This window comes from Providencia sp. 21OH12SH02B-Prov (assembly GCF_027362595.1).
GTDB classification, from domain to species: Bacteria; Pseudomonadota; Gammaproteobacteria; order Enterobacterales; family Enterobacteriaceae; genus Providencia; species Providencia zhejiangensis.
The window spans coordinates 2,870,450-2,896,057 of the sequence record NZ_CP114796.1 but is presented as its reverse complement, the minus strand read 5'-3'; the positions used below and the strand labels follow the sequence as shown (position 1 = coordinate 2,896,057).

General features: G+C 40.3%; 26 protein-coding genes. 16 read left to right on the top strand and 10 right to left on the bottom strand.

What is annotated here, in order from left to right:
- Positions 1 to 12: 12 nt before the first annotated feature.
- Together O7C57_RS13655 and O7C57_RS13650 are read right to left on the bottom strand one after the other, a co-directional pair.
- Positions 13 to 669 (bottom strand): 3-oxoacid CoA-transferase subunit B, encoded by a 657-nt coding sequence (locus O7C57_RS13655; protein WP_154623979.1) that lies wholly within the window; start codon positions 667 to 669, stop codon positions 13 to 15.
- An 11-nt stretch (positions 670 to 680) separates the two neighbouring features.
- A complete protein-coding gene (locus tag O7C57_RS13650; RefSeq protein WP_154623978.1) occupies positions 681 to 1,379 on the bottom strand; it encodes a CoA transferase subunit A in 699 nt (232 codons plus the stop codon).
- A gap of 142 nt (positions 1,380 to 1,521) precedes the next feature.
- Here O7C57_RS13650 and O7C57_RS13645 point away from each other — a divergent pair, with 142 nt between their 5' ends.
- The 4 genes from O7C57_RS13645 (at position 1,522) to O7C57_RS13630 (ending at position 6,244) form a co-directional block, all read left to right on the top strand.
- Entirely contained in the window at positions 1,522 to 2,412 is an 891-nt protein-coding gene (locus O7C57_RS13645) for a LysR family transcriptional regulator (RefSeq protein WP_154623977.1), read from the top strand.
- Between the two features lie 550 nt (positions 2,413 to 2,962).
- The gene (locus O7C57_RS13640; RefSeq protein WP_154635618.1) at positions 2,963 to 3,892 is read left to right on the top strand and encodes a Dyp-type peroxidase; all 930 of its coding nucleotides are present in this window, start codon (positions 2,963 to 2,965) and stop codon (positions 3,890 to 3,892) included.
- A gap of 428 nt (positions 3,893 to 4,320) precedes the next feature.
- Entirely contained in the window at positions 4,321 to 5,697 is a 1,377-nt protein-coding gene (locus O7C57_RS13635; protein WP_154623233.1) for an alanine/glycine:cation symporter family protein, read from the top strand.
- 181 nt (positions 5,698 to 5,878) lie between these two features.
- Positions 5,879 to 6,244 carry a hypothetical protein gene (locus O7C57_RS13630; RefSeq protein WP_196712947.1) on the top strand — a complete coding sequence of 122 codons (366 nt, stop codon included), beginning with the start codon at positions 5,879 to 5,881 and terminating at the stop codon, positions 6,242 to 6,244.
- 39 nt (positions 6,245 to 6,283) lie between these two features.
- Here O7C57_RS13630 and O7C57_RS13625 read toward each other — a convergent pair whose 3' ends face one another.
- From O7C57_RS13625 to O7C57_RS13605, 5 genes are all read right to left on the bottom strand, one after another.
- A complete protein-coding gene (locus O7C57_RS13625; protein ID WP_375097499.1) occupies positions 6,284 to 7,234 on the bottom strand; it encodes a substrate-binding domain-containing protein in 951 nt (316 codons plus the stop codon).
- A 93-nt stretch (positions 7,235 to 7,327) separates the two neighbouring features.
- On the bottom strand, positions 7,328 to 8,368 hold the full coding sequence (locus tag O7C57_RS13620; protein ID WP_154622946.1) for an ABC transporter permease: 1,041 nt from the start codon (positions 8,366 to 8,368) through the stop codon (positions 7,328 to 7,330).
- A gap of 44 nt (positions 8,369 to 8,412) precedes the next feature.
- A complete protein-coding gene (locus tag O7C57_RS13615) occupies positions 8,413 to 9,915 on the bottom strand; it encodes a sugar ABC transporter ATP-binding protein (protein WP_154622947.1) in 1,503 nt (500 codons plus the stop codon).
- Positions 9,912 to 11,423, bottom strand: coding sequence for a xylulokinase (xylB, locus tag O7C57_RS13610; protein ID WP_269723235.1), 1,512 nt, complete (start codon positions 11,421 to 11,423; stop codon positions 9,912 to 9,914). Before xylB ends, O7C57_RS13615 begins: the two co-directional genes overlap by 4 nt.
- A 3-nt stretch (positions 11,424 to 11,426) precedes the next feature.
- A complete protein-coding gene (locus O7C57_RS13605) occupies positions 11,427 to 12,464 on the bottom strand; it encodes an NAD(P)-dependent alcohol dehydrogenase (protein WP_154622949.1) in 1,038 nt (345 codons plus the stop codon).
- Positions 12,465 to 12,676: 212 nt separating this feature from the next.
- Here O7C57_RS13605 and O7C57_RS13600 point away from each other — a divergent pair, with 212 nt between their 5' ends.
- From O7C57_RS13600 to O7C57_RS13580, 5 genes are all read left to right on the top strand, one after another.
- Positions 12,677 to 13,228: a D-lyxose/D-mannose family sugar isomerase gene (locus O7C57_RS13600; protein ID WP_154622950.1), complete on the top strand. Its 552-nt coding sequence runs from the start codon at positions 12,677 to 12,679 to the stop codon at positions 13,226 to 13,228.
- A gap of 76 nt (positions 13,229 to 13,304) precedes the next feature.
- Positions 13,305 to 14,318, top strand: coding sequence for a LacI family DNA-binding transcriptional regulator (locus O7C57_RS13595; protein WP_195848154.1), 1,014 nt, complete (start codon positions 13,305 to 13,307; stop codon positions 14,316 to 14,318).
- A gap of 160 nt (positions 14,319 to 14,478) precedes the next feature.
- Positions 14,479 to 15,072 carry a YcxB family protein gene (locus O7C57_RS21675; RefSeq protein WP_154622952.1) on the top strand — a complete coding sequence of 198 codons (594 nt, stop codon included), beginning with the start codon at positions 14,479 to 14,481 and terminating at the stop codon, positions 15,070 to 15,072.
- Between the two features lie 98 nt (positions 15,073 to 15,170).
- Positions 15,171 to 15,707 carry an aminoglycoside N-acetyltransferase AAC(2')-Ia gene (aac(2')-Ia, locus tag O7C57_RS13585; RefSeq protein WP_249999042.1) on the top strand — a complete coding sequence of 179 codons (537 nt, stop codon included), beginning with the start codon at positions 15,171 to 15,173 and terminating at the stop codon, positions 15,705 to 15,707.
- A 241-nt stretch (positions 15,708 to 15,948) separates the two neighbouring features.
- Positions 15,949 to 16,212 (top strand): DUF2798 domain-containing protein, encoded by a 264-nt coding sequence (locus O7C57_RS13580; RefSeq protein ID WP_154622954.1) that lies wholly within the window; start codon positions 15,949 to 15,951, stop codon positions 16,210 to 16,212.
- Between the two features lie 45 nt (positions 16,213 to 16,257).
- On the opposite strand, the gene O7C57_RS13575 is transcribed toward O7C57_RS13580, so the two are convergent.
- A complete protein-coding gene (locus O7C57_RS13575) occupies positions 16,258 to 16,701 on the bottom strand; it encodes a PACE efflux transporter (RefSeq protein ID WP_251464458.1) in 444 nt (147 codons plus the stop codon).
- Between the two features lie 98 nt (positions 16,702 to 16,799).
- Between O7C57_RS13575 and O7C57_RS13570 the strand changes: the two genes are divergently transcribed.
- The 7 genes from O7C57_RS13570 to O7C57_RS13540 all read left to right on the top strand — a co-directional run bounded on the left by O7C57_RS13570 (position 16,800) and on the right by O7C57_RS13540 (position 24,458).
- The gene (locus O7C57_RS13570; protein WP_154622956.1) at positions 16,800 to 17,705 is read left to right on the top strand and encodes a LysR family transcriptional regulator; all 906 of its coding nucleotides are present in this window, start codon (positions 16,800 to 16,802) and stop codon (positions 17,703 to 17,705) included.
- Positions 17,706 to 17,735: 30 nt separating this feature from the next.
- Positions 17,736 to 18,059, top strand: a complete 324-nt coding sequence (locus tag O7C57_RS13565; RefSeq protein ID WP_196712951.1) for a YnfA family protein — start codon at positions 17,736 to 17,738, stop codon at positions 18,057 to 18,059.
- A 411-nt stretch (positions 18,060 to 18,470) separates the two neighbouring features.
- Positions 18,471 to 21,518 (top strand): formate dehydrogenase-N subunit alpha, encoded by a 3,048-nt coding sequence (fdnG, locus tag O7C57_RS13560; RefSeq protein ID WP_154624643.1) that lies wholly within the window; start codon positions 18,471 to 18,473, stop codon positions 21,516 to 21,518.
- Positions 21,519 to 21,530: 12 nt separating this feature from the next.
- Entirely contained in the window at positions 21,531 to 22,412 is an 882-nt protein-coding gene (fdxH, locus tag O7C57_RS13555; protein ID WP_154624642.1) for a formate dehydrogenase subunit beta, read from the top strand.
- The gene (fdnI, locus tag O7C57_RS13550) at positions 22,405 to 23,058 is read left to right on the top strand and encodes a formate dehydrogenase-N subunit gamma (RefSeq protein ID WP_154624641.1); all 654 of its coding nucleotides are present in this window, start codon (positions 22,405 to 22,407) and stop codon (positions 23,056 to 23,058) included. The genes fdxH and fdnI overlap by 8 nt, the downstream gene beginning before the upstream one ends.
- Positions 23,059 to 23,163: 105 nt before the next feature.
- Positions 23,164 to 23,844: a hypothetical protein gene (locus O7C57_RS13545; protein ID WP_269723234.1), complete on the top strand. Its 681-nt coding sequence runs from the start codon at positions 23,164 to 23,166 to the stop codon at positions 23,842 to 23,844.
- Between the two features lie 155 nt (positions 23,845 to 23,999).
- On the top strand, positions 24,000 to 24,458 hold the full coding sequence (locus O7C57_RS13540; protein ID WP_196712955.1) for a YbaK/EbsC family protein: 459 nt from the start codon (positions 24,000 to 24,002) through the stop codon (positions 24,456 to 24,458).
- Positions 24,459 to 24,465: 7 nt separating this feature from the next.
- Here the strand turns inward: O7C57_RS13540 and O7C57_RS13535 are convergent, their stop codons facing one another.
- Together O7C57_RS13535 and O7C57_RS13530 are read right to left on the bottom strand one after the other, a co-directional pair.
- Entirely contained in the window at positions 24,466 to 25,020 is a 555-nt protein-coding gene (locus O7C57_RS13535; protein WP_154624638.1) for a GNAT family N-acetyltransferase, read from the bottom strand.
- Between the two features lie 14 nt (positions 25,021 to 25,034).
- Positions 25,035 to 25,475, bottom strand: a complete 441-nt coding sequence (locus O7C57_RS13530; RefSeq protein WP_154624637.1) for an acetyltransferase — start codon at positions 25,473 to 25,475, stop codon at positions 25,035 to 25,037.
- Positions 25,476 to 25,608: the final 133 nt, after the last annotated feature.

Sequence of the window (25,608 nt, the reverse complement as noted above, 5' to 3'; positions counted from 1 at the left end):
TTTACTCCTTAATTAGGCAACATTCATTTCAGGAACATGTTCTGGAATAATTAATTTTCCAGCCGTTTTCATCGCGATTTCATCAATGCTTATTCCTGGAGCGCGTTCGCGTAAAATAAATGCTCCATCAGCAATATCAAGTAACGCTAAATCCGTTAGAACCCGTTTGATACAGGCAGCCCCCGTCAAGGGTAGAGTACAGGCAGGTAGTAATTTAGATTTTCCGTCTTTGGCAGTATGCGTCATCACAACAATGATATTGTCAGCACCTGCCACTAAATCCATTGCTCCGCCCATACCTTTAACTATTTTTCCAGGAACCATCCATGAGGCAATATTGCCATTGACATCAACTTCAAATGCACCTAATACCGTTAAGTCAACATGGCCGCCTCGGATCATGGCAAAGGATAATGCGGAATCAAAAATAGCCGCCCCCTTGCGAGCAGTAATAGTTTGTTTTCCTGCATTAATCATGTCTGGATCAAGCTGTTCTCGCGTTGGAAAAGCCCCAATACCCAATAAACCATTTTCTGATTGCAACATGACATCGATGTCATCAGGAATGTAGTTAGCAACCAGTGTCGGGATACCGATGCCGAGATTCACGTAATAACCGTCTTGTAATTCACGGGCAATACGCATTGCCATTTGTTCGCGTGTTAACATGTTTATAGCCCTCAACTACGCAGAGTTTGTTGTTCGATGCGTTTTTCAAAGTGACCTTGTATTAGGCGGTCGACAAAAATGCCGGGGGTGTGGATCATGGCAGGGTCAAGCTCACCTGGCGGAACGATTTCTTCGACTTCGACAACGGTAATGCGCCCAGCGGCAGCCATAAGTGGATTAAAATTTTGTGCGGTATTACGGTAAATGACATTGCCATACCAGTCGGCTTTCCATCCTTTAATGAGTGCAAAGTCACCGGTGATCGCTTTTTCCATAATGTAGTGACGCCCATCAAATTCACGAACTTCTTTACCTTCTGCAACGGGGGTTCCATAACCCGTTGCAGTGAAAAAAGCGGGAATACCGGCACCACCTGCGCGTAATTGCTCAGCTAATGTGCCCTGTGGGGTGAGTAATGCTTCAAGCTCCCCATTGAGAACCTGTTTTTCAAATAAGGCATTTTCGCCGACATAAGAGGCAATGATTTTGCGTATTTGTTGTGTCTCAAGGAGTACGCCTAGACCAAATCCATCAACACCACAGTTATTAGATACAACAGTCAGTTCTTTCACTCTACGGCGACGAACTTCTGAGATGAGATTTTCAGGGATACCACATAGCCCAAAGCCGCCAGCAAGCACGACCATATTATCAGTTAACCCTTCAAGCGCGTCTTGATAGGAGGTAACACGTTTATCGAGTCCAGCCATAGAAATACTCCTTCAGTTGTCTTTACAGACATGATTCATGACCAAAAATGATTTGTTAATTTTAAATTTGTGACGGATTCATTTGTTTTTCTTATTAATATAATGTTAATTAAATGTATTCATAAGGTTAACGAGGTTGGTCATGAGGATGAGTATCAAACAGCTACGCGCATTTTCAGCGGTAGCTCACACTTTAAGTTTTGCCCATGCCAGTGAACGATTAAATATGTCTCAGCCAGCACTTAGTTTGACGATTAAGGGGTTAGAAGAAACGTTAGGGGGACCGTTATTATTGAGGACAACCCGCAAAGTGATGTTAACGCCAGAAGGTGAAACTTTGCTGAAGATGTCTCGTCAGCTACTCTCTGATTGGGACAGTACAGAAGAAGCGATGCGCCAACACTTTAATCTTCAGTGTGGTAAGGTTTCTATCGCGGCTATGCCATCATTTGCGACGAATGTGTTACCACCAATACTTAAAACATTTCGTATGCGTTATCCTGGGATCAATATTACGGTTCATGATGTGATTAATGAACAAGTGATCGAGATGGTTCATGAAGGACGGGTTGAGATAGGTATCGTTTTTGAGCCTAATTGCTCTGAACAGGTTAATTTTACACCTTTAGGTCTCGAACGTTTTATTGCAATAGTGCCCCCTGATTGTCATCTAGCAAATCGTGAACGTATCTCATGGCGAGAATTGCTCAGCCTTGATTTTATTACTTTACAGCGTCCGTCATCGGTACGTTTTATGTTAGAAGAAGAACTGAAAAAAAATGGGCGTTCGTTGAAAGTGGCATTTGAGAGCCATCAACTGGTAACGGTTGGTCAATTAGTGGCAAATGGTTTGGGGGGAAGTGCTGTTCCTGCTCTGTGTCGTACTCAGATGAAAGAATTGGGGGCGGTGTGCCTTGAGTTGGATAATCCCGTTATTGAGCGTCGTGTAGGCTTGCTATATTCAGCACATAATCAGTTTTCTACTGCGGCACAGGCGTTGGTGAATACCTTAAAGAAAGCCTATAACCCCTAACGGGGCTTGTGGTTGTTGACAAAGTGGGATAAAAGCGTGGTTTTTCCCACTTTGTGTTATCAGCCGAAAATCAATAAATTGATTTTCGTAGTCTATTTTCAAAACTTATTCGACTTGCCGCCAAACATAATAGGTTTGTCAGCGGTCTGTAGTCCCTAACAGGGCTTTTTTGTCTCTATTTTAACCATGACAGCGAAAGTTTTATAAAGGCTTTATAGGATAGTGAATAGTGTGAAGCCCTTCCTTTCTAATTAATTTAGATGATGATATAACATTTTATATAGAGTTATTTTTATTAGTTGACAATAATAAAAATAATTTAAAGATGTTTTTTAAGATTAGATGATTTTTTAGAATGTGATTATCTTTTTTGGATTGAAATTTGATTTTCTTTGCTTGTTTATGGGGGATTAATATTTTTATCTTTTTATTAAAAGTGCGTTAAAGGTGTTTTTAATAAAGGTTAATTTAAATAAAAGAGATAAATTATGATGTTTTTAAATCAAATAACAATCCTAAAATGAATGAAAATAGAAAGGGTATAAATTATATGAAATATCAAGATGTGACTAAAACCCCAGGTGAAAACTCTTACTTTCTTGTTTTTAATCTCTTAGATAAAGAAAAAAACCGAGATGAACTGGTGTCTTTTTGTAATAACTTATCAGGTCTAATACGTAGTATGAGAACACGTTTTCCAGCACTGGAAACGAGTTGTGTCATGGGATTTGGCGCAGAAGCTTGGGAACAATTATTTCCCCAATTGCCTAAACCTAAGCAATTGAGTCCTTTTAAAGAAATTAAAGGGGAGCATTACACCGCGGTATCAACACCGGGCGATCTTTTTTTTCATATCCGTGCATTGAATGTTTCAGCCTGTTATGAGCTAGCCTCAATGATCAGCCAACAATTAAATGGAATCGTGACTCACATCGATGAAGTTCATGGTTTTCGCTATATGGACGGGCGATCAATTATTGGTTTCGTTGATGGAACAGAAAACCCAGAAATGGAAGATGAACGTGCTGAATATGCGGTGATTGGCGATGAAGATGCACAATTCGCTGGTGGCAGTTATGCATTTGTTCAAAAATATATCCATGATATGACAGCATGGCAAAACTTGAGTGTTGAAGAGCAAGAAAAGGTGATTGGTCGTCATAAGTTTAATGATATCGAATTAACGGATGAGCAAAAAATACCTAGCTCTCATAATGTCGTCACGAATATTAAAGATGAAAAGGGTGAAGATCTGAAAATTGTTCGAGCCAATATGCCATTTTCTAGTCCTTCTAAAAATGAATATGGCACTTATTTTATTGGTTATGCAAGATACTTTACAACAACGCGACGCATGTTAGAAAGTATGTTTCTAGGAACAGAAAATGGTGCAACAGATGAGTTACTCAAATACAGTACAGCAGTAACAGGTACTTTGTTTTTTGTTCCTTCACCGTCGCTATTAGATGATATTGAATAAAAGTGTAGAGTATTATTTTAAACGTCATTTCGAGGTTATTAAATTAACCTCGAAGATTATGGCTTAAAATTTATGATTGAAACTTAGTCAGTTCGGTGAGCGATTTAAATAATTTTCGTTTAAATAAATAAAATATCCAATATATTCTTCCATTTCTTGTCGTCATGTAGATTAAACGAATCACAATAATAATCTTGAATGAGTCTGATGGATTTATTCAGGATGATCTGCGTCCAAAAAATAACTCGTATGATTTAAATTCAAATAGTAACTAGTGACGTCACTCACATTCTTTCACTAATAATGTCATTTTGTGAAATTTTTTCTCGCACTAAATCTGTTTATCGTCTTTATTAAAAATTATAAGAAAATGTTATGAGTTTGTAATGGACAAATAAAGAGCAATAAAAAAATGGGGGAAGGGTAGGATGGAGCTGATAACAACTTGGCTAGGTGAGTTAAACAGTATTGTATGGGGGGTACCGATGTTGATAGGTATCCTCGGCGTTGGGATCTATATGCAGCTACGGCTAGCATTTTTGCCTATTCGTAAACTCGGGACAGGGTTTAAATTATTATTTCAAAAGAATGAATCCCGAGGGGAAGGGCAAATCTCACCATTTAATGCCTTAATGACTGCATTATCAGCGACCATTGGTACGGGGAATATTGCTGGTGTTGCGACTGCTGTTGTTATGGGAGGGCCTGGAGCACTATTTTGGATGTGGATGACGGCATTAGTCGGTATGGCAACGAAATATTCTGAAGCTGTACTTGCGGTCCGTTTCCGTGAAGTTGATAAATATGGGCAATATGTGGGCGGCCCAATGTATTACATCAAAAACGGTTTAGGGCCGAAATGGATTTGGTTAGGAACGCTCTTTGCGCTTTTTGGTGCATGTGCAAGTTTCGGTATTGGTAATACAGTGCAAGCAAACTCGGTAGCAGATGTATTAGAAAGTAATTTTGGTATACATAAATGGTTGACTGCTGGGGCGCTTGTCATACTGGTTGGTGCTGTTTTAATTGGTGGCTTACGTCGCATTTCTGATGTGGCAGGGAAATTAGTGCCCTTTATGACAGTCGCTTATTTTGGTGCTGGCTTGTTGGTGTTAGGGATTAATTTCAGCGAAATTCCCGCTGCATTCTCTTTAGTTGTGACTTCTGCATTTACACCAGTTGCAGCTCAAGGAGGATTCGCTGGTGCGGCAGTTTGGGCCGCTATTCGTTTTGGTGTCGCTCGAGGGGTATTTTCCAACGAAGCGGGTTTAGGTAGCGCACCTATCGCACATGCCGCAGCGAAAACGCAAAATCCTATTCGCCAAGGTTTGATTGCCATGTTAGGCACATTTATCGACACGATTATTGTTTGTTCGGTAACAGGTTTAACGATCATTATTACGGGGGGATGGCTGACAAGTGAAACAGGTGCAACACTCACCGCATCTTCTTTCCAATCAGCAATTCCTGGTGGGAACTATATTGTTGCAGTTGCTTTAGCCATATTTGCGTTTACGACGATTCTTGGGTGGAGCTTCTATGGTGAAAAATGTGTGCAATATCTATTTGGTTTGAGGGCAATTAAGGTATTTAGAATATTATGGTTAATTGCTTTACCTATAGGCGCGACACAATCACTTGATTTTGTATGGTTATTAGCTGATACCTTGAATGCCATGATGGCAATTCCAAACTTGATTGCATTGATCATGCTAAGCCCTGTGGTTTATCGGTTAACTCGAGACCATATTAAAGATGTCAATGCTGATAGCATTGATATGGCTAATAAGCTCTATGAAAAATAACTCGTTTAATATTAAAGCCCCGTCAGTATGAGGGGCTTTATACATGTGTGATTGAAGAATACATTAGGTGCTCAATTCATCATCAAAATTTTTTGCAATTGAGGGAATGAAATGTTTTTATAGAAGCCATTCTCAGATCTTGGATGAAGATGGTTCAGATTATTTTTAATATGGAGTCACAATGATAAAAAGGGTTTTTGCGATAGCTATGTTGTGTGCGGCTTATATGCCAGCGCAAGCCATGAAAGAATATCAGTTACAGTGTCCTGAAAGAGATGTGATGACAATACTCCATACCAATTATTTGATTACGACATTGAAGTGGGGCTCTAGTTTTATTATTTCTCATCCAACGGTTCGTTATAGCGATAATAATATCAAATATAAAATCTATAATTTTTTAAATGGAGATTCGTTAGTTAAAACAACAGGCGATAATAAGCATTACTATTTTGTTTATAAAAATGGTCACAAAGTAGAGTGTAATAAAATAAAGGAAACGGAATTAGAAATAACAAAATTACCAAGAGTGCATAATGTTGGGTAATTCATCGTCACCCAAGTGATGAGTGACGATGAGATGTGCTTATTGACGAGCGTCTAAGAGTTGTTGTGCGTTGTCTTTTGTGACAACAGTCCAAGGAATTTGATAACGTTTGTCTTTACCATCGTTCCACTGTAATTGATCTGCATACTGTTTCCAGATAGCAGACTTCGGTTGATAGCTATCACCTTTAACGGATTTCATGGCAATATCGATAGAGCCTTGCATTTGTGCGTTTGCATCTTGCAGGATAGATACCATTTCGCCATTTTGAACAGCAATGATGGCATCGGAAACCCCATCAACCCCGGCAATCGCAAAACTATTTACCTCAAGGCCCGCACCTTTGATTGCTTCGATTGCTCCCAGCGCCATTTCATCATTTTGCGCGATAACACCATTGATTTTGCCGCGATGTTTTTGTAACCAGTTTTCCATTAATGGCATCGCTTCTGCACGTGACCAGTTTGCAGTCTTGCGCTCTAATACTTTGATTTTACCTGGGCCACATTCTGCAATAGCTTTATCGTTACCTTCACCACGCTGGATTTCACCGCTACCCCCTTTAGGGCCTTCAATGATAACGACATTACCTTCACAGTTCATTTTCTCGAGGACATTTTTGGCTTCCATATAGCCACCTAAAACGTCATCTGAAACGACTTCCGCGGTCATTTTATCGGTATTAAGGCGTGCGTTAGTCACAATAACCGGGATTTTGGCATCATTTGCCATAGTGACGACATCAATGTTTGCTTCATAATCCATTGGATTGATGATAATCGCATCGGTCTTGGTCTGAATAGCCGTTTCTGCTTGGTTATTCTGTACCATCGGGTCATAACGGCCATCATAGACGGTAATTACTGCTTCACCGTCTTTAACCGCAGGGTGTTCTTTGGCCGCTTTTTCCATTAATTGCACGAATTCCGCTTTCATTCCATACATCAAAATAGCAATTTTGACGGGATCTTCTTTGGCGGCGATCGCCATATTACTGATAAATAATGCAGAGGTAAGAGCTGCAATTTTAGTCATTTTTTTCATTATAATACCTTTCACAGTTAGGGTTCAGTGTTGTTTTAATTAATCACGTCTTTGTTTACGTGAAGGGTCGAGCAGTACGGCAATGACGATCAAGGCGCCTTTAATAATTTGTTGGTAATAAGAAGGAACGCCCAATAAATCTAATCCATTGTTCATGACACCGATGATCAATACGCCAAAGAAAGTACCAACCAAGGTGCCTACACCACCAGACATACTGGTTCCACCGATAACAACGGCGGCGATGGCATCTAATTCATAAGCACCACCAGCACTGGTTTGTGCAGAACCCGTTCTTGCCGTTAAGATCAATCCGGCAATACCAGCTAACGCACCACACAGGGTGTAAACTAGGACTTTTACTTTGATGACACTGATACCTGATGTTCTTGCACTTTTAGGGTTTCCACCTACGGCATAAACATAGCGGCCGAATGTTGTTTTATTTAGCAGCACCCAAGCAAGTGCGAATATGACGATCAATAACACGACAGGTACAGGAATATCAAAGATGTAGCCGTTACCTAGCCACCTAAAGTCACTATTAAGTTGAGAAACAGGGTTACCGTCAGTGGTTAATAATGTTAAACCACGGGCTGCTGAGAGCATTCCCATCGTTACGATAAAGGGCTGGAGATTGAATTTAGCTAAAATAGTACCGTTAATCAGGCCACAGATAATACCGATGCCTAAGGCAATGATCATGGGCACCATCACGGCATTTGCAGTATCGCCAATCGATAAGCCAGCATTTGTTGTGGCAAAACGAGCAGCAACAATACCACTAAGAGCAAGAACAGAGCCGACTGATAAGTCAACACCAGCAGTAATAATAACGAAGGTCATCCCTATCGCTAAAATACCGTTAATGGATATTTGACGTAAGACAATCAGCATATTGTCTTGGCTAAGGAAATAGTTATTTGTCCATTCGCCGCGCGCCACTTGCACTTCACCAATAACAGCGACAATCAGGCAAAGAACAAAGAAAGCCATAATAATGCCGTACTTATGCATATTCTTCTTATTGCGAGCGAGAAAGGACATCCCCGGTGTTGGTGTAGAGTAAGTACTATTCATTGTTTTTCTCTTTATTATTTAAAATAAAAATCAATGTCACTGAATTAAACAGCAAGTTTCATTAATTCTGTCTGAGTTGCTTCAGCAGCAGAAAGTTCGCCAGCAAGCTCACCGTTACGGAAGACAATAATGCGATCGCTCATCCCGATAATTTCCGATAATTCGGAGGAGACCATGATGATCCCTTTACCTTTCAGAGCAAATTCCGACATATAACGATAGATCTCTTTTTTGGCGCCAACATCAATACCCCGAGTAGGTTCATCAAGTAACATCACTTCAGGGTCAAGCAGTGCCCAACGGCCTAGAACGACTTTTTGTTGATTACCGCCACTGAGATTTCCTGCCAGTTGATCGGCATCGGGGGTTTTAATGTTGAATAATTTGATCATGTCATCGGCGCGAGCTTGTTCTTTCTTCTCATTAATGAAACTGGCACGACTAATCTCTGAAAAAGAGGCGATGTTAATATTTTCATTAATTGAACGGCCTAACATTAAACCCGTTTCTTTTCTATCCTCAGTTACATAAGCAATACCAGCTTTGATCGCATCTTGAGGAGAGTGCTTGCCTAATTCAGTATTGTTAACTTTAATGGTTCCCGCAGAGGCGTGCTCAATACCGAAAATAAGATCGAGAAATTCACTTCGCCCTGAGCCGACAAGTCCATATATTCCCAGAATCTCCCCTTTTTTAAGGGTTAAACTGATATTTTTGATTTTATCGAGCCAACTTAACTGTTCGACAGTTAAGATCGTTTCATTGGTAGGCTGATTAAATTTGGCAAATTCATCTTTAAATTCACCACCAATAATATGTTCAATGAGCTGCTCACGTGTGATATCCGCAATTGCACCTTCCGTAATAAATGTGCCATCGCGGAAAATAGAAAAAGTGTCAGCAATTTGAAATATTTCAGAGAGACGGTGGGAAACATAAATAATCCCTTTCCCCATTTGCGCTAAACGAGTAATAACGTCAAAAATCTTTTGTGCATCTTCTTCACCAATTGCGGATGTCGGCTCATCCATAATGATGATATCAGCGTCAGAGTGAGACAGTGCTTTGGCTATCTCGACCAGCTGTTGTTCAGCAACACTGAGATTACGCACTTTTTCTGTGGGTGAGAGATCAAAATGCAAGTCTGCCATTAAATCAGCCGTTAGCTGATTCATTTTTTTGAAATCGACAAAGCCGAGCTTTTTAGGTTCGCGACCTAACCAGATATTCTCAGCAATGGTGAGATCAGGAATTGAGCTAAGCTCTTGTTGAACAATTGCAATGCCTGCATTAAGTGCATCTTTTGGTTGATGAAAATGGCAATGTTTGCCTTTCACTATGATGTCACCCGAATCAGGCTGGATGAACCCCATTAGGATACTTAAAAAGGTCGATTTGCCAGCGCCATTTCCGCCGCATAAAGCATGAATAGATCCTTTTTTCAGGCTAAATTGTGCATTTTTTAATGCTACTACAGGCCCAAATGATTTTTTAACCCCAGTGATATGTAAAAGTTCATCCGCTTGAATGTCCACCGAGTTTGTCATATTGCCACCTCTGGATATTCAGTTTGGAGTAACGAAAGGTAATCTTGATATAAACCTTCATAGCAAGATACGTTTTGGTTGTCGGGTATGACGAGTGTGCTCTCATCAAGATGCACAAATTGCCGACAAATTTTTTCTAATAATGCTGTTTTATCATCATGTTCAGTTAAGGTATCGCACCAGATAGCTTGAATTGCCGCGCCCAACGCCGCCGCTTCACTGTTAGTGACGCAAATAACAGGAACATTCATAATATTTGCAACAATTTGACGCCATTTGGCACTTTTCGCGCCACCGCCAGTGAGACGAATTTCATGAGCATGTATTCCTTGTTTACGGAATAAATCAATACCAAAACGTAGGCCATAAGTTGCACTTTCAACAACGGCGAGGCTTAGGTTTTGAGCATTGAGATTGCCGCTATCAATATTATGAATACTGGCTTTAGCTTGCGGTAATTGTGGAACCCGCTCGCCATTAAAGAATGGCAACATTTTCAAACCATTAGCGCCAGGTTCGGTCTGTTCTAAGGCTTGATTAAAGCTCTTTAAATCAAGATTGAGGAATTTTTGTACTGCCGTGGTTGCTGAGGTCACATTCATTGTACAAATTAATGGTAACCAGCCATTTGTTGATGAACAAAAACCAGCAATCATCTCTGAATTTGCGACAACAGGCGTTTTCGAGTAGGTAAAGAGTGTGCCTGAAGTCCCCAAGCTCATTGTGATGATACCGGGTACAATATTGCCAGTGCCAATGGCTGCCATCATATTATCACCGCCACCAGTCGCCACTTTTGTTTGGCTCGATATGCCTAATCGACAAGCAATTTCCGGCAATACAGTACCAATACAGGTTTCAGCGGTAACCAACGGAGGAAGCGCTCGCTGTAAACGGCCTGAATCATCAATCAGATTGATGGTATGAGTATCCCATTCACGCGTGCGAATATTCAGTAGCCCAGTTCCTGATGCATCGCCAAATTCAGCAATACGAACACCCGTTAGCCAAAAATTAAGGTAATCATGTGGCAGCAACACCGTGTCTAACTGCTCCCAAAGTTCTGGATGATGTGTTTTTAGCCACAAAATTTTAGAAATGGTATAACCCGTTTGAGGCATTAACCCTAGTTGGGATAAAGCACCTTCGGTGCCACCTAATGCATCAACAATGTTTTGATTTTCTGCGGCCGTTTCAGTATCGCACCATAGTTTAACGGGGGCGATAACATGACCTTGACTATCGAGTGGCACAAAACCATGTTGTTGACCCGAAACGGCAACAGCAGCAATTTCTTTACCCTCAATTCCAGCGTTATTAATTGCTTGGTGAAATGCTATTTCCAGTGCATCTGTCCACCAAGAAGCATGCTGTTCACGGCGCCCAGATGCTTCGCTTATGAGAGGGTGAGGCGCGGAACCTTCACCCAATATTTGTGCGCTTTCGCTATCAACGATAACGACTTTAGTACTTTGCGTACCGCAATCGATCCCAGCATACAGTGTCATGTATTACTCCATTTCTAATACAATCTTAATATCGGTTGGGCGACCTTCGGCAGCGCGCTCATAAGCTTCAACACTGTCCTTAAACTTATAGGTTGCTGATAATAATGGTTTTACATTAAGTTTGCCGGCACTGAGTAAACGGATAGTACGTGGGTACATGTTTGCGTAACGGAAGATGGTTTTAAAGGTAATTTCTTTCGCTTGTGCAGACACGATATCTAAAGGTGCAGGATCGATTGGCATACCAACGAGCACAGCGGTTCCACCCGGCGCCATGTGTTCAGTGATGTTGGCAATAACGGCTTTGGCACCACTGCACTCAAACAGAACATTCACGCCATTACCTTCCGTCAATTCGTTAACTTTATCCGCGATGGCTTGGGTATCTTTACTGTTAATTGGGTGTAGCCCCGGATATTGCTTAGCAACTTCCAATTTTTTATCAAATAAATCACAGATAATAACGTCTGAACAGCCGCCAGCGAGCGCAGACAACGCGGTGATGATGCCGATGGTACCTGCACCAATAACGAGAGCGATATCACCGGGCTTAATTTCTGCTTTTGTCGCAGCTTGCATACCGATAGCAAGAGGTTCAACCATTGCGCCTTCAGCAAAAGAAACATTCTCAGGAAGCTTGAAGGTAAAGGCGGCTGGATGAATAACGCTTTCACGCAGACAACCGTCAATCGGCGGAGTTGCCCAGAATCGAACCGCAGGATCTAGGTTATAGAGGCCCGCACGTGATTGCGTTGATTGTAAATTAGGAATGCCAGGCTCCATACAAACACGATCACCGACTTTTAAATGAGTGACATTTTTACCGACAGCGGTGATCACACCTGATGCTTCATGCCCTAGAATCATCGGTTTTTCAACGACAAATGGACCAATACGCCCATGTTGGTAGTAGTGAACATCACTACCGCAAATACCCACAGTATGAATTTTAATTTCGACGTCATCCTCACCGAGGACTTCAGGGCTTTGCCAATCCTGAATAGAAATTTTTCCTGCTTTTTCGAGTACTAATGCTTTCATGATTACCTCTGGCTCATTTCTATGGTATCGATATCATTTTAATGATGCGGATATTAGATCGAATTTTATTATTTTTATGTGATGTAGGTTGTAGTTTCATTAAATGAGTAGCATTTTTGTAAATACAAGGGGGGAAATAGGCTAGTGGATCACATTTTTTGTAACCATGATGCCGCTATAATGTTATCGGTATCATTAAGGAGATTCATCTGATGAATAAAGCACAATATCAACAGCAAGTCGTTAATTTCCTAGAGAAAGCACAACTGCGTATCACTGAAGAAGAAAAAGCACGTATTGAGATTGCGAGTTTTGGATTACCTGATTATCCTCGTTCAGGCTTACAACTATTAACTTATTGTAATAACGAACGTTATTGTGCTAAAGAATTGGTTCTTTTTCCTGATCAAGTGTGCCCAGAACATCGGCACCCACCGTTCGGCTCTTCAATCGGTAAGCAAGAAACCTTTCGTTGTCGTTGGGGGGAGGTGTACTTGTTTGTTGATGATGACTCATTAACATTGAATGAAAATGAATCAGGTGACCCCATTTGTCATAAACCGGAAGGGGATGAGCAATGGTATCAATGTAACCGTTTTATTCTATTGAAGCCGGGGGAGCAGTACACCATCAAACCGAATACACTACACTGGTTTAAAGCGGGTAGCATGGGGGCGGTAGTGTCAGAGTTTTCCAGCGAAAGCCGTGATGAGTTCGATATTTTTACGGATCCTAGAGTACGTCGTTTAGAAGGTATTGAATAATATTGTGGGTTTTACATGACTGAAACGATTAAATGATACTATAATGGTACGAAATGATAATTAATTTAATAAGGAGATGAAATTGGCAGAGCATAAGTCACAGAAAGTGACGTTAGAAAACGTAGCGGCACTTGCTAATGTAAGTAAAATTACAGCATCTCGTGCTTTTTCTCAGCCAGATAAAGTTCATCCCGAGACGTTGAAAAGGATTTTAGAAGCGGCGGATAAAATCGGTTATGTTGTTAATGCGGTTGCTCGTAATCTACGTGCGAAATCATCAAAAACGATAGGCATCGTTACCCCTGATATGGGAAACCCCTTTTTCGGGGGGTTAGCGAAATTGATGACACAAGAAGCCTATCAAGTCGGTTATGACACATTAGTTTTTGACTCTTACGAATCGAAAGAAAATGAAGCGCGAATCATTGAAAAACTGATTGGTTACAATGTGGATGCGATTATTCTTTCGGTTGTTTCTTCTGACCGTTTTTATCAGCCCGCTTACTTTAAGCAACTTGAACTGCTTAATATTCCCGTTATCCTTGTTGATCGGGAAGTGGATATTAAACAATGTAGTGGTGTCTACATCGATAATTTAGATTGTGGGCTGCAAGCAGGGCGTTTTATCCAATCGCAGGATGCAAAAAGTGTTGTTATCGTATCAGGGCCTGAAGATTCAAATGTTGCCCGCGATAGGGTGACAGGGCTGAAAGCCGCTTTACAAGGTAGTGTTAATCATGTTGAGATTTTATATGCGGATTTTCTGATGGATGAAGCCTATAAGATTACAGATAGTTATCTTCAAAAAAATAAATCTCCCGATTTTTTTGTTGGTTGTAATAACCAAATTTCGTTAGGAATTATTAAGGCTTGTATTAAAAATCAAATATCATTGCGAGATGATGTTTCATTGTTCAGCATTGATGAAGTTTCTTATTCATCAATCTATGGTTTTAACTTCCCTTGTATTTCACACGATTTGCAAGAAATATCGTGGCAAGTGATTAATATGGCGGTGAGAAGAGCATCGGATGAAACGGCAAAACCTGCAAAGGTTATTGTTAGAGGGAAGCTTACGAATACATTTTAAACGCTATCTATTCGCGACGAGTGGGTATTATGCATTGTTATTCGATGACTTACCCACTGCGACAGGTATGGCATCTCTGTTTCATCGTGGCTATTAGAGTTAGCAATGTTATGATACTTTGAGCGTATCAGAGCCACTATCACTATTAAGTATCTGTAAGATGAAAGATCGCTACGAAGTCAAATTTTCACTTTCTATTTCTGAAATAAGAAAGATCCAAAAACAGATAAAAGAATATCAAAGAATTGAAATCGCTAAGCCTTATCAGTGGGTACTCTATTTAGCAAAGATCGGTTTATACAGCCTGAGTATTGGTGGCCTATTCATTATTTTTATCGTGTTATCTCTGCTAATGTTATCAACAGATATCGACCCTGAAATAGCACGGTTACAGAGAATGAGCTGGTTAGGCTTGGCTTTGGTTGTTGTTGCATTATTCGCATTTTTTCTATCTCAAAAGTTAGAAAATTATTTTATGAAAAAATATGAAAATAAAGAACAGAATGATGAAACCTATCTACGTCATATCAAAATAAATCGATATTTTATTGAGTTCATCCAAGATAACAGTAGTTATAAAGTGTTTTGGCCGCGAGTAAAAAAAGTCAAACGAGATAACGAACTGATATTTGTACAAACCAGTGACAACGATTTTATTATTTTTCCTATTCGTGCTGTTTCATCAATAGAAGAGTTTAATCAACTCTATCAGTTTATGAGTACACAAATAAAGCATCACATCACTCAGCCGTGAGGCGTTGAGTTCAACAGCACAGCACATTTTTTCCGTTATTTGATAAATGTTTTGAATATACTGACTACGATTTTTATCAATGCTTATATAGGATTTTTATGGCTATCGAATATCGCAATCTGCATACATCCCAATTATCACAAGATGAAAAAGAGAGGCTTTATCACTTGCTTGTGGAAGGCTTTGAAGGGGATTTTACGCATGATGATTTTGCACATACTCTCGGTGGAATGCATGTGGTTGCCTTTGACCAACAAAAAATGGTTGGCCATGTTGCGATAATTCAGCGTCATATGGCAATCAATGAAGCGCCTATTTCTGTTGGTTATGTTGAAGCTATGGTGGTTTTACATGACTATCGACGTCAAGGGATTGGGCGACAATTGATGTTACAAACGAATAAAATCATTGGTTCATGTTATCCGTTAGGTTTGTTATCGGCTTCGGAAGAAGGAGAGAAATTGTATCATTCGGTTGGCTGGAGAGTATGGAAAGGCAAACTATTCGAATTAAATCAAGGCCACTATATCCGCTCTATTGAAGAAGAAGGTGGGGTTATGGGCTGGAAAGCTGATGGTGAAATTGATTTGAGTGCTTCACTGTATTGTGATTTTCGCGGCGGTGATCAATGGTAATTAATCAGCAGAGTTGGATTTGTAGAATAATTGCTCATTAGGTAAGAGCCAACCACATGTCATGAATAATTAAGATCGGAATTACTGTTGAGATATACTATTTGACAAGCAGAAAGATATACTTAAAATATGACTTTCTATTGGTCTAAAAGACTCGTAAGCGTTTACGTTAATCAACGCATATAACTTTGTTATGCAACAGTTATATGCTGTTGTATGCGTGTAATTTGGAGTCTATAGAATGTCATTAGAAAATAAAAATACAATTTTGGGGATCCCCAAACTTCCTACCAGAGCTTTGATTTTTCTTATTCCTTTTTTCTTATCATTAGTGATGAGCGGTATTGTTTCTTTTATTAGTATTGTAAAAGCCTTGGGCTTGAATAGTGAAATATTCGCACCTTGGTTAAGTTCTTGGTTGTTATCATGGATGATAGCTTTTCCGACAGTATTAATTGTTTTACCGCTAGCGAAAAAAGTGTCTTTATTTTTTGTTAAAAGCTAATGACTTTGCCATCTTTATGTAAGATGGCATATCATTAACGTCATATTACTGAATTATATTCTCTTCTTGTGGTAAGGCCGATTTAGGTAAGCCAAATATTTTGTCAAAAGCCCAATTAAAGAAGAAAGTATAAATAGGAATAAATATAATTAACGCAAAATCGAGTATTAAGGCTTGCAGCAAACTAACCGATAACCACCATGCAATAAGTGGAATTAAAAAGACCACTAAGGTTAGCTGAAATAAAATTGCATGGGCAAACCGTCGACGGAATGTCCTGATCCTCGATGTTTGTTTTGACTCCCAATATTCGAATGCGGTATTGAAAATAAAATTCCAGCTCACGGCAATCGTCGTGATAACAAGCGCTAATGGCCCTGTGGTTTCTGCCGAATTACCAGAAAGAAAGGCAAGTGCCAGTGATGAAATTAACCAGCCAATCACTTCATAGGCGGTAATAAAAACGACTTTTCGTTTGATACCTTGCATTTTTTTATCCTACATACTGTGTGTTTTAGTCTGGTAAATTAAATCAACATTGATGATAATAAAAGTCAGCTAATATCAATATAATTGAAAGGTTGGATATGCCATTTAATAGCGAAAATCTCACTATCTTTTTGACTGTACTGGAGAAAGGCTCATTTTCGGCTGCTGCAAGAGCGTTGCATCGAGTTCCCTCTGCGGTGAGTATGGCGATCGCTAATTTGGAAGCTGAGTTGGGTTTTTTGCTGTTTGAAAGGCATACTAGAGAACCTAAGCCTACTGAAAAGGCCCTTTCTCTAGAGCCTTATGCACGTACTATTGTCGATAATCTGCGGCAGTTAAATGTTTTTTCGCGAGAGTTAACACAAGGGGTGGAAAGCATCTTAACTATCGGGATTGCAGAAGGCATTAACCCCAATTTATTATTTGATTCATTGAAAACATTGAGTCAGCGTTATCCTTTAATGCACGTCGAGTTAATGACGGCCCCCCAAGATGACATTCTGTCGTTATTACACCAGAACCGCCTACACCTTGCGATTGCCTTTGGTGGTATTTCTGTTAACGCTCAAGAACAATTCCAATGTATTGGTTATGAATTGTTGGTTGCAACCATTTCAGCGGCTCATCCATCGATTAAACAGGCATCTTCTTTATATATGGAAGATCTTGTTCAAACTCGGCAGATTGTCATAACCAGTTTTGAACATGAGTTGAGTGATATTCGTGCCGTTGTGGCAAGTAATTATTGGCGAACGGATAACTTTGCAATGGCATTAGGTTTAGTTGAAGCCGGAATGGGGTGGGGTAACTTACCAATTTCATTAATTAAAGATAAGTTAAAACACGGTACGCTTAAGCGATTAGAGTTTAAAAATACGCCAAATGGGTTAGAGTTACCGATTCATATAGTTTGTTTAAAAGGGCAGGTATTAAAACGCGGTGCACAGGAATGTATCGAATTATTAAAGTCAAATAATCAAGTCATCAAAGTTCCTCGTGTTTGAGCCCTAGACCCTACGTTAGAGAATATTATTATGTCATTAAAAATTATTGGTTTGTTTTTCTTAACTGCGTTAGCTGAAATTGCAGGTTGTTATTTCCCTTATTTGTGGATGAAAAAACAAGCTGGTGCATGGGTATTATTACCTGCGGCGCTGTGCCTTATGGTGTTTGTGTGGTTACTGACGCTCCACCCTGAGTCTAGCGGCAGAATTTATGCAACTTATGGCGGAATTTATATTGCTACAGCATTATTATGGTTACGTGTGGTGGATGGGGTCTCTCTGACGACAACCGATTGGATTGGTGCGCTGGTGGTATTTATTGGTGCTGGAATTATTATTAGCGGTTGGAAATAAAGTTAAATTAATTTGACATAAAAATGTAAATTTTAGTTATGGGAATTGAGTGCTTTTTTATTATTAATAAATTTTTTTAATATAGAAGGCGTGTCAGAGTAGAGATGATTTAGTGAATATTGATAAGGAAAACTTAATTTAAATTAAGTAAGCGTTTATTATTGAGGCAAGTGTTATACGCTAAAAATTGATCCTGACTTTGTTTTTATATTTAATGTGTTTTCTTGTTATTTGATCTGTATCATTATTTTAAAATATTACTCTATTAGTAGTATATTTAATTGAGGATTAACTACTCAGTTAATATTAATTTACCTTTTATTTTCACATTCATTGATTTTAGGCAATATATAATTATCATACGTTGATATTCTCCCTCCGATTTATACAATAAATATAAAGAGGGAAGCAATGAACGTCAGTCGCAGAAAGTTTTTTAAAATCTGTGCCGGCGGGATGGCAGGTACGACAGTAGCTGCGTTAGGTTTTATGCCTTCAATGGCAATGGCTAATGTACGTGAATATAAATTACTCAGGTCTAAAGAGACTCGTAATACTTGTACTTACTGTTCTGTAGGTTGTGGATTATTAATTTATAGCATGGGCGATGGTGCCATGAATGCTAAATCTGCTATTTTCCATGTTGAAGGGGACCCTGATCATCCTGTCAATCGAGGAGCTTTATGCCCTAAAGGGGCTGGGCTACTGGATTATATCCATAGTGAAAACCGCTTACGTTATCCTGAATATCGCGCGCCAGGTTCTGATAAATGGCAACGCATCAGTTGGGATGATGCCTTTACCCGCATTGCACGGTTAATGAAAGATGATCGTGATGCCAATTTCATCGAAAAAAATGAACAAGGTACAACAGTAAATCGTTGGTTATCGACGGGGATGCTTTGTGCATCAGCGGCAAGCAACGAAACGGGTATGTTAACTCAGAAATTTGCACGTTCCCTCGGCATGTTAGCCGTCGATAACCAAGCACGTGTCTGACACGGACCAACGGTAGCAAGTCTTGCTCCAACATTTGGTCGCGGTGCGATGACCAACCACTGGGTTGATATTAAAAATGCGAATGTTGTTGTTGTGATGGGCGGAAATGCTGCGGAAGCTCACCCTGTTGGGTTCCGTTGGGCGATAGAAGCAAAGAATAACAATGATGCGACACTGATTGTGATCGATCCGCGTTTCACTCGTACGGCATCTGTGGCCGATCACTACATACCAATTCGCTCAGGTACTGATATTACTTTCTTATCAGGGGTTCTGCTATATCTGATTGAAAATAATAAAATTAATGCGGAGTATGTTCAACACTATACCAACGCAGCGTTGTTGGTCAGAGATGATTTCAGCTTTGAGGATGGTTTATTTAGTGGTTATAACGCGGAAAAACGTGCTTATGACAAAACGACATGGAACTACCAATTTGATGAAAATGGTCACGCACTACGTGATGACACGCTACAAAACCCACGTTGTGTATGGAACTTACTGAAGCAGCATGTTTCTCGTTATACACCTGAAATTGTAGAACAAATTTGTGGTACACCGAAAGATGACTTCTTGAAAGTTTGTGAAATCTTAGCTTCAACAAGTGTGGCGGATAGGACAACGACTTTCTTGTATGCATTAGGTTGGACCCAACATACGGTTGGCGCGCAAAATATTCGCACAATGGCGATGATCCAATTGCTATTGGGTAACATGGGAATGGCAGGTGGCGGAGTCAATGCGCTACGTGGACACTCAAACATCCAAGGTCTTACCGATTTGGGCTTGTTATCGACTAGCTTACCTGGCTATCTCACTTTGCCATCTGAAAAAATGCTGACGGTGGAGAGTTATTTGGCCGCGAATACGCCAAAAGCCACTTTACCTAATCAGGTTAACTATTGGAGTAATTATCCAAAATTCTTTGTTAGCTTGATGAAGTCTTTCTATGGTGATGCGGCACAAAAAGATAACCAATGGGGTTATGACTGGTTACCAAAATGGGATCAAGCTTATGATGTGATGAAGTATTTTGACATGATGAGCAAAGAACAAGTCAATGGCTATATTTGCCAAGGCTTTAACCCTGTTGCGTCATTCCCAGATAAAAACAAAGTGGTTAGCTGCTTAAGTAAACTGAAGTATTTAATTGTTGTTGACCCACTCGTCACTGAAACGGCTAACTTCTGGCAAAACCATGGTGAAATGAATGATGTTGATACGGCATCCATTCAAACTGAGGTATTCCGTTTGCCATCAACATGTTTTGCTGAGGAAGATGGTTCGATCGCTAATTCAGGCCGTTGGCTACAGTGGCACTGGAAAGCCGCAGATGCACCTGGTGAAGCACGTAATGATGGTCAAATCCTAACCGGCATTTTGTATAAAATCCGTGAGCTTTATGAGCAAGAAGGTGGTCAGGGTCGTGATCCGCTTATGCAGATGCGTTGGGATTACAAGCGTCAATTCCATCCTGAATCAGAAGAAGTAGCCAAGGAAAATAACGGTATTGCATTGGCTGACCTCTATGATGCGGATGGTAATTTGCAAGCGAAAAAAGGCGAGCTACTCAGTTCTTTTGCGTTATTACGCGATGATGGTTCTACGGCATCATCTTGCTGGATCTATACAGGTAGCTGGACAGAAAAAGGCAATCAGATGGCAAATCGTGATAATAGCGACCCATCTGGCATTGGTAACACATTAGGCTGGGCTTGGGCATGGCCACTCAATCGTCGCGTCATTTATAACCGTGCTTCTTGTGATACACAAGGTAAGCCATGGGATAAAAAACGCATCTTGATTGAATGGAATGGCAAAAAATGGGTCGGTAATGATATTCCTGACTTCAATGCTTCTGCGCCTGAAGTAGGAACTGGACCATTTATTATGCAACCGGAAGGTTTAGGTCGTTTGTTTGCGATTGATAAAATGGCGGAAGGTCCATTCCCTGAGCATTACGAACCATTTGAAACGCCATTAGGAACTAACCCGTTGCACCCGAATGTGGTTTCAAACCCAGCAGCACGTATTTTTGAGGAAGATAAAAAACGCCTCGGAAATCACGAGCAATTCCCTTATGTCGGTACCACTTATCGTTTAACTGAACATTTCCATACATGGACTAAGCATGCTCGTTTGAATGCGATTGTACAGCCTGAGCAATTTGTGGAGATTAGCGAAACTCTGGCAAAAGCGAAAGGCATCGTGAATGGCGATAAGGTTAAAGTCAGCAGTAAACGTGGCTTCATTAAAGCGGTGGCTGTGGTCACTCAACGATTGCAGACATTAATGGTGGATGGCAAACCGATCGAAACGGTCGGGCTACCTATCCATTGGGGCTTTGAAGGTGCAACCCAAAAAGGGTTTATTACGAATACATTAACTCCATCTGTTGGTGACGCGAACTCTCAAACTCCTGAGTATAAAGCGTTTTTAGTTAATATCGAGAAGGCGTAAGGGAGGGAACGAATGCAATCTCAAGACATTATTAAACGTTCCGCGACCAATAGCATTACGCCTCCCCCACAGGCGCGTGATGATAAGTTTGAAGTTGCGAAACTGATAGATGTGACATCCTGTATTGGTTGTAAAGCCTGTCAGGTTGCGTGTTCAGAATGGAACGATATTCGTGATGAAGTCGGTCATTGCGTTGGTGTTTACGATAACCCAATGGATTTGAGCGCGAAATCATGGACCGTGATGCGATTTAGCGAAACCACTGAAAATGGCAAGCTAGAGTGGTTAATTCGTAAAGATGGTTGCATGCATTGTACGGACCCTGGGTGTTTAAAAGCCTGTCCGTCGGCGGGAGCAATCATTCAATACGCAAATGGTATCGTGGACTTTCAATCTGAGCACTGTATTGGTTGTGGGTATTGTATCGCGGGTTGCCCGTTCAATATCCCGCGTTTAAATCCAAAAGATAACCGTGTTTATAAATGTACACTGTGTGTGGATAGGGTTGCGGTAGGGCAAGAGCCTGCTTGTGTGAAAACTTGTCCAACAGGCGCGATCCATTTCGGTACCAAAAGAGAAATGCTGGAGTACGCTTCCGAACGTGTCGATAAGCTACAAAAACGTGGTTTTAAAAATGCGGGGATCTATGATCCAGAAGGTGTTGGCGGTACTCATGTAATGTATGTGCTACAACATGCGGATAACCCAGAGTTATATCATGGTTTACCGAAAAATCCGCAAATTGATACCCCAATTAACCTGTGGAAGGCGGTGTTAAAACCACTTTCAGTGGTGGGCTTTATTGCCACTTTTGCAGGGCTAATTTTCCACTATGTTGGAATTGGTCCTAATAAAGAAGTGGATGATGAAGAGGAGGAAGATGGTCATGAGTAAAAAGAGCAAAATGATTGTTCGGACAAAATTTATTGACCGAGCATGCCACTGGACCGTGGTTATCTGCTTCTTTTTAGTTGCTTTGTCAGGGATTGCCCTATTTTTCCCAACATTGCAATGGCTGACAGAAACCTTCGGAACGCCGCAAATGGGACGGATTCTGCATCCTTTCTTTGGTGTATTAATTTTTGTGGTGTTGATGTTTATGTTTTTCCGTTTTGTGAAACATAACATTCCGGATAAACAGGATTTACCTTGGATTAAGAACATCGTTGAAGTTTTAAAAGGTAATGAACACCATGTAGCGGATGTAGGAAAATATAACGCTGGGCAAAAAATGATGTTTTGGAGCATTATGAGTATGATTTTTGTACTCTTAGCGACTGGCATCATAATATGGCGTCCTTATTTTGCGCATATCTTCCCAATGTGGATGGTTCGCTGGAGCTTATTTATTCATGCAGCAGCAGCCATCATCTTAATTCATGCCATTTTGATCCATATGTACATGGCTTTTTGGGTTAAAGGGTCGATTAAAGGCATGGTAGAAGGTAAAGTCAGCCGACGTTGGGCGAAAAAACATCACCCTCGTTGGTATCGTGAAGTTGAAGCGAAAGAGGCGGAAGCGGAAAAAAACAAACCGTAAGCTTATAAACTGCCGTTATTTGAGCCACCGTCATTTTATGCGGTGGCTTTTTTGTATGTTTTTTTGCTAATGTTCTTTATCACGAATGTTGTCATAGGAAAAATAATGCGGGCTGATCAATATATTGCGTACTGTTTTGTGAGGGCAATGAAGCGGGAAAAAGATATTTTATTATTGCAAAAAATGTCTTATGTGAAACATTGGGTATTATGTAACCAAGCGGGTGTTGAGGTTATCAGAACGGTAGAAATTACATATTTCCTTGATAAATTACGCGATTATCTGGATGGAATGATAAGCAAACAGGTTTATTTCGATCAACAACAACAGATAGTCATCGCGGATGGTGATGTATGTGTAAAATTATTTACTTTGGAATGGACGGGAGAAAATGCAGTTTTAATTGAGACTGTGGCGGAACAATCCATATCGTCATTGCAAAATGAAGGACATAATCAACAGGCATTTTTAAAGACGCTACAAGAAATTGAACGGCTAGCAATGCAAATTGGGGAAACAGGTTTTGCCGCTATTTTTAGATCACAAGCAGAAAAACTACTAAAACCAGTTAAAAATAATGAAATGCTTTGTGAATGCTTATTTGATGTGGCTTGTGGTGCTTGGGTTTTTGGTGGGATGGGCTCATGGAATGATTCAGCGCCTTTTTTAGCTTATGAAAAAGGCTTAGAACCTGAGTATGATAAGCTAACTCACCAATTATATCATCATATTCAGCATGCTCTCCGTTATTCAGCAAATCATTGTGATGTGAGCACCGAGAGCTAAAAAACGCACATTTTCTGAAAAGTTTTCATTAAAGACATCCTATTTTAGGGTGGTGGTTTTCATTAATTTGCGGCACCTAATGGTGTTTTTTAATTTCTAAAGCAATAAACGAAAAAATAATAATCACTTGCAAACCATAACAAAAGAGTACAACGATGAGTATAGAATCTGTTAGAAAGTTTATCGCCCAACATGCTCCTGATATCGAGATTATTGAGACTGACGGGGTGACAGCCACTGTTCAGCAAGCCGCACTTGTTCATAATGTCGAGCCTAATCAGATAGCGAAGACCCTATCACTAAAAGTAAAAAATGAGGTTATCCTTGTCGTGTGTGCAGGAGAGGCTCGTTTGGATAATCAAAAGGTCAAACAGGCTCTCGGTTCGAAAGCAAGAATGCTCAGAGCGGATGAGGTGGTGGAGTTAACCAGCCACCCTGTTGGGGGTGTTTGTCCTTTTGGTTTACCTTCAGCGTTAACGGTATATTGTGATATATCGCTACAACAATATACTGAGGTACTACCTGCCGCAGGGTCGGTTAACAGTGCATTACGTATTTCACCTCAGCGCATGTTAGAACTTACTCAAGGTTCTTGGATCGATATTTGCCAATAATGATGGATTAATTTGATAAATAAGGGTTTTGTAGACGATATAATACATGCTCTTGTAGCCAATGGCCTTCAGGGAGGGCGGGATGAGCAAAGTTTTCAGGGTCTTTCGTCATGCCCAATTTTTTCATCACGCCCTCAGAAGGTGTGTTAGCGACCGCGGTGAAAGCAACGATCTCATTTAATTTCAGTTGATTAAAAGCAAACTGAATTGCAGCTTGAGCCGCTTCAATGGTATAACCTTGTCGCCAATATTGAGGACGTAATCGCCATCCAATTTCGGTACACGGCGAGAAAGGAAATTGATATTCGGGAATATTTAGACCAACAAAACCAATTAATTCATGTGTCGACTTTAATTCAACAGCCCACAATCCCCATCCTCCTTGGCTGGCAAATCGCGCCATAATCGTATCCATAAAGTGATCGCTTTGTGATTTATTTAATACGAAAGGAAAATAACGCATGACTTCAGGGGAACTATTCATTTCAAAAAACAGCGCTTTGTCTTGTTCAGTCCAGCCACGTAGAAGTAAGCGGGGAGTTTCAAGTGTAATAATTGACATATAAAAGCCTTATATTATTTTGTGTGTAGCCTCAGATGAAGAATGGGGAAGGGATTACCTTCACCATCTTTTTCTGAGCGTGCAAATTGCCTAAATCCCATATGCTGGTAAAAACCAATGGCCTGTGGATTTTGCTCATTCACATCAACGTCAGTAATTGCGAGTTGCTCAATAGCAAAACGAAGTAATTGTTTGCCGATCCCTGAACCTCGATGAGATTGTGAAATAAATAGCATCTCTAGTTTATTTTGGTCAACACCGATAAACCCAGTTATTTTATTATCTTCAGTAACCGCAACATAGACTGAGAGTTGCGGTAAATACTCTTTATAGATGGCGACTTTTAATTTCTGTAACGTTGCTTCAGGTAAAAAATCGTGTGTTGCTCTGACGGATGACTCCCAAACATCAATAATTTCATTGTATTGTGATGGGGTAGCGGCTTGAATTCTCATCGGAGTAAACTCCTAATTTGGTGAATAGAATATTGTCAGTCGTTGCGGTTAATATCAACCATGCCTTTATAGGGTTTCGCTAATATTCTTGGTTGAAGCGATTATAACAATAAATAGCCATTAATGACCTCGC

Excerpts from the sequence above, each read along its gene's own strand:
- O7C57_RS13580 (WP_154622954.1), top strand. The coding sequence starts at position 15,949 with ATGTCATTAGAAAATAAAAATACAATTTTGGGGATCCCCAAACTTCCT.
- O7C57_RS13570 (WP_154622956.1), top strand. The coding sequence starts at position 16,800 with ATGCCATTTAATAGCGAAAATCTCACTATCTTTTTGACTGTACTGGAG.
- O7C57_RS13625 (WP_375097499.1), bottom strand. The coding sequence starts at position 7,234 with ATGGCGATCGCCGCCAAAGAAGATCCCGTCAAAATTGCTATTTTGATG.
- O7C57_RS13605 (WP_154622949.1), bottom strand. The coding sequence starts at position 12,464 with ATGAAAGCATTAGTACTCGAAAAAGCAGGAAAAATTTCTATTCAGGAT.
- fdnI (WP_154624641.1), top strand. The coding sequence starts at position 22,405 with ATGAGTAAAAAGAGCAAAATGATTGTTCGGACAAAATTTATTGACCGA.
- O7C57_RS13635 (WP_154623233.1), top strand. The coding sequence starts at position 4,321 with ATGGAGCTGATAACAACTTGGCTAGGTGAGTTAAACAGTATTGTATGG.
- O7C57_RS13620 (WP_154622946.1), bottom strand. The coding sequence starts at position 8,368 with ATGAATAGTACTTACTCTACACCAACACCGGGGATGTCCTTTCTCGCT.
- O7C57_RS13650 (WP_154623978.1), bottom strand. The coding sequence starts at position 1,379 with ATGGCTGGACTCGATAAACGTGTTACCTCCTATCAAGACGCGCTTGAA.
- fdxH (WP_154624642.1), top strand. The coding sequence starts at position 21,531 with ATGCAATCTCAAGACATTATTAAACGTTCCGCGACCAATAGCATTACG.
- O7C57_RS13615 (WP_154622947.1), bottom strand. The coding sequence starts at position 9,915 with ATGACAAACTCGGTGGACATTCAAGCGGATGAACTTTTACATATCACT.
- O7C57_RS13655 (WP_154623979.1), bottom strand. The coding sequence starts at position 669 with ATGTTAACACGCGAACAAATGGCAATGCGTATTGCCCGTGAATTACAA.
- O7C57_RS13575 (WP_251464458.1), bottom strand. The coding sequence starts at position 16,701 with ATGCAAGGTATCAAACGAAAAGTCGTTTTTATTACCGCCTATGAAGTG.
- O7C57_RS13545 (WP_269723234.1), top strand. The coding sequence starts at position 23,164 with ATGCGGGCTGATCAATATATTGCGTACTGTTTTGTGAGGGCAATGAAG.
- O7C57_RS21675 (WP_154622952.1), top strand. The coding sequence starts at position 14,479 with ATGAAAGATCGCTACGAAGTCAAATTTTCACTTTCTATTTCTGAAATA.
- xylB (WP_269723235.1), bottom strand. The coding sequence starts at position 11,423 with ATGACACTGTATGCTGGGATCGATTGCGGTACGCAAAGTACTAAAGTC.
- O7C57_RS13535 (WP_154624638.1), bottom strand. The coding sequence starts at position 25,020 with ATGTCAATTATTACACTTGAAACTCCCCGCTTACTTCTACGTGGCTGG.
- O7C57_RS13640 (WP_154635618.1), top strand. The coding sequence starts at position 2,963 with ATGAAATATCAAGATGTGACTAAAACCCCAGGTGAAAACTCTTACTTT.
- O7C57_RS13595 (WP_195848154.1), top strand. The coding sequence starts at position 13,305 with ATGAAATTGGCAGAGCATAAGTCACAGAAAGTGACGTTAGAAAACGTA.
- O7C57_RS13630 (WP_196712947.1), top strand. The coding sequence starts at position 5,879 with ATGATAAAAAGGGTTTTTGCGATAGCTATGTTGTGTGCGGCTTATATG.
- O7C57_RS13645 (WP_154623977.1), top strand. The coding sequence starts at position 1,522 with ATGAGGATGAGTATCAAACAGCTACGCGCATTTTCAGCGGTAGCTCAC.
- O7C57_RS13565 (WP_196712951.1), top strand. The coding sequence starts at position 17,736 with ATGTCATTAAAAATTATTGGTTTGTTTTTCTTAACTGCGTTAGCTGAA.
- O7C57_RS13600 (WP_154622950.1), top strand. The coding sequence starts at position 12,677 with ATGAATAAAGCACAATATCAACAGCAAGTCGTTAATTTCCTAGAGAAA.
- O7C57_RS13530 (WP_154624637.1), bottom strand. The coding sequence starts at position 25,475 with ATGAGAATTCAAGCCGCTACCCCATCACAATACAATGAAATTATTGAT.
- O7C57_RS13540 (WP_196712955.1), top strand. The coding sequence starts at position 24,000 with ATGAGTATAGAATCTGTTAGAAAGTTTATCGCCCAACATGCTCCTGAT.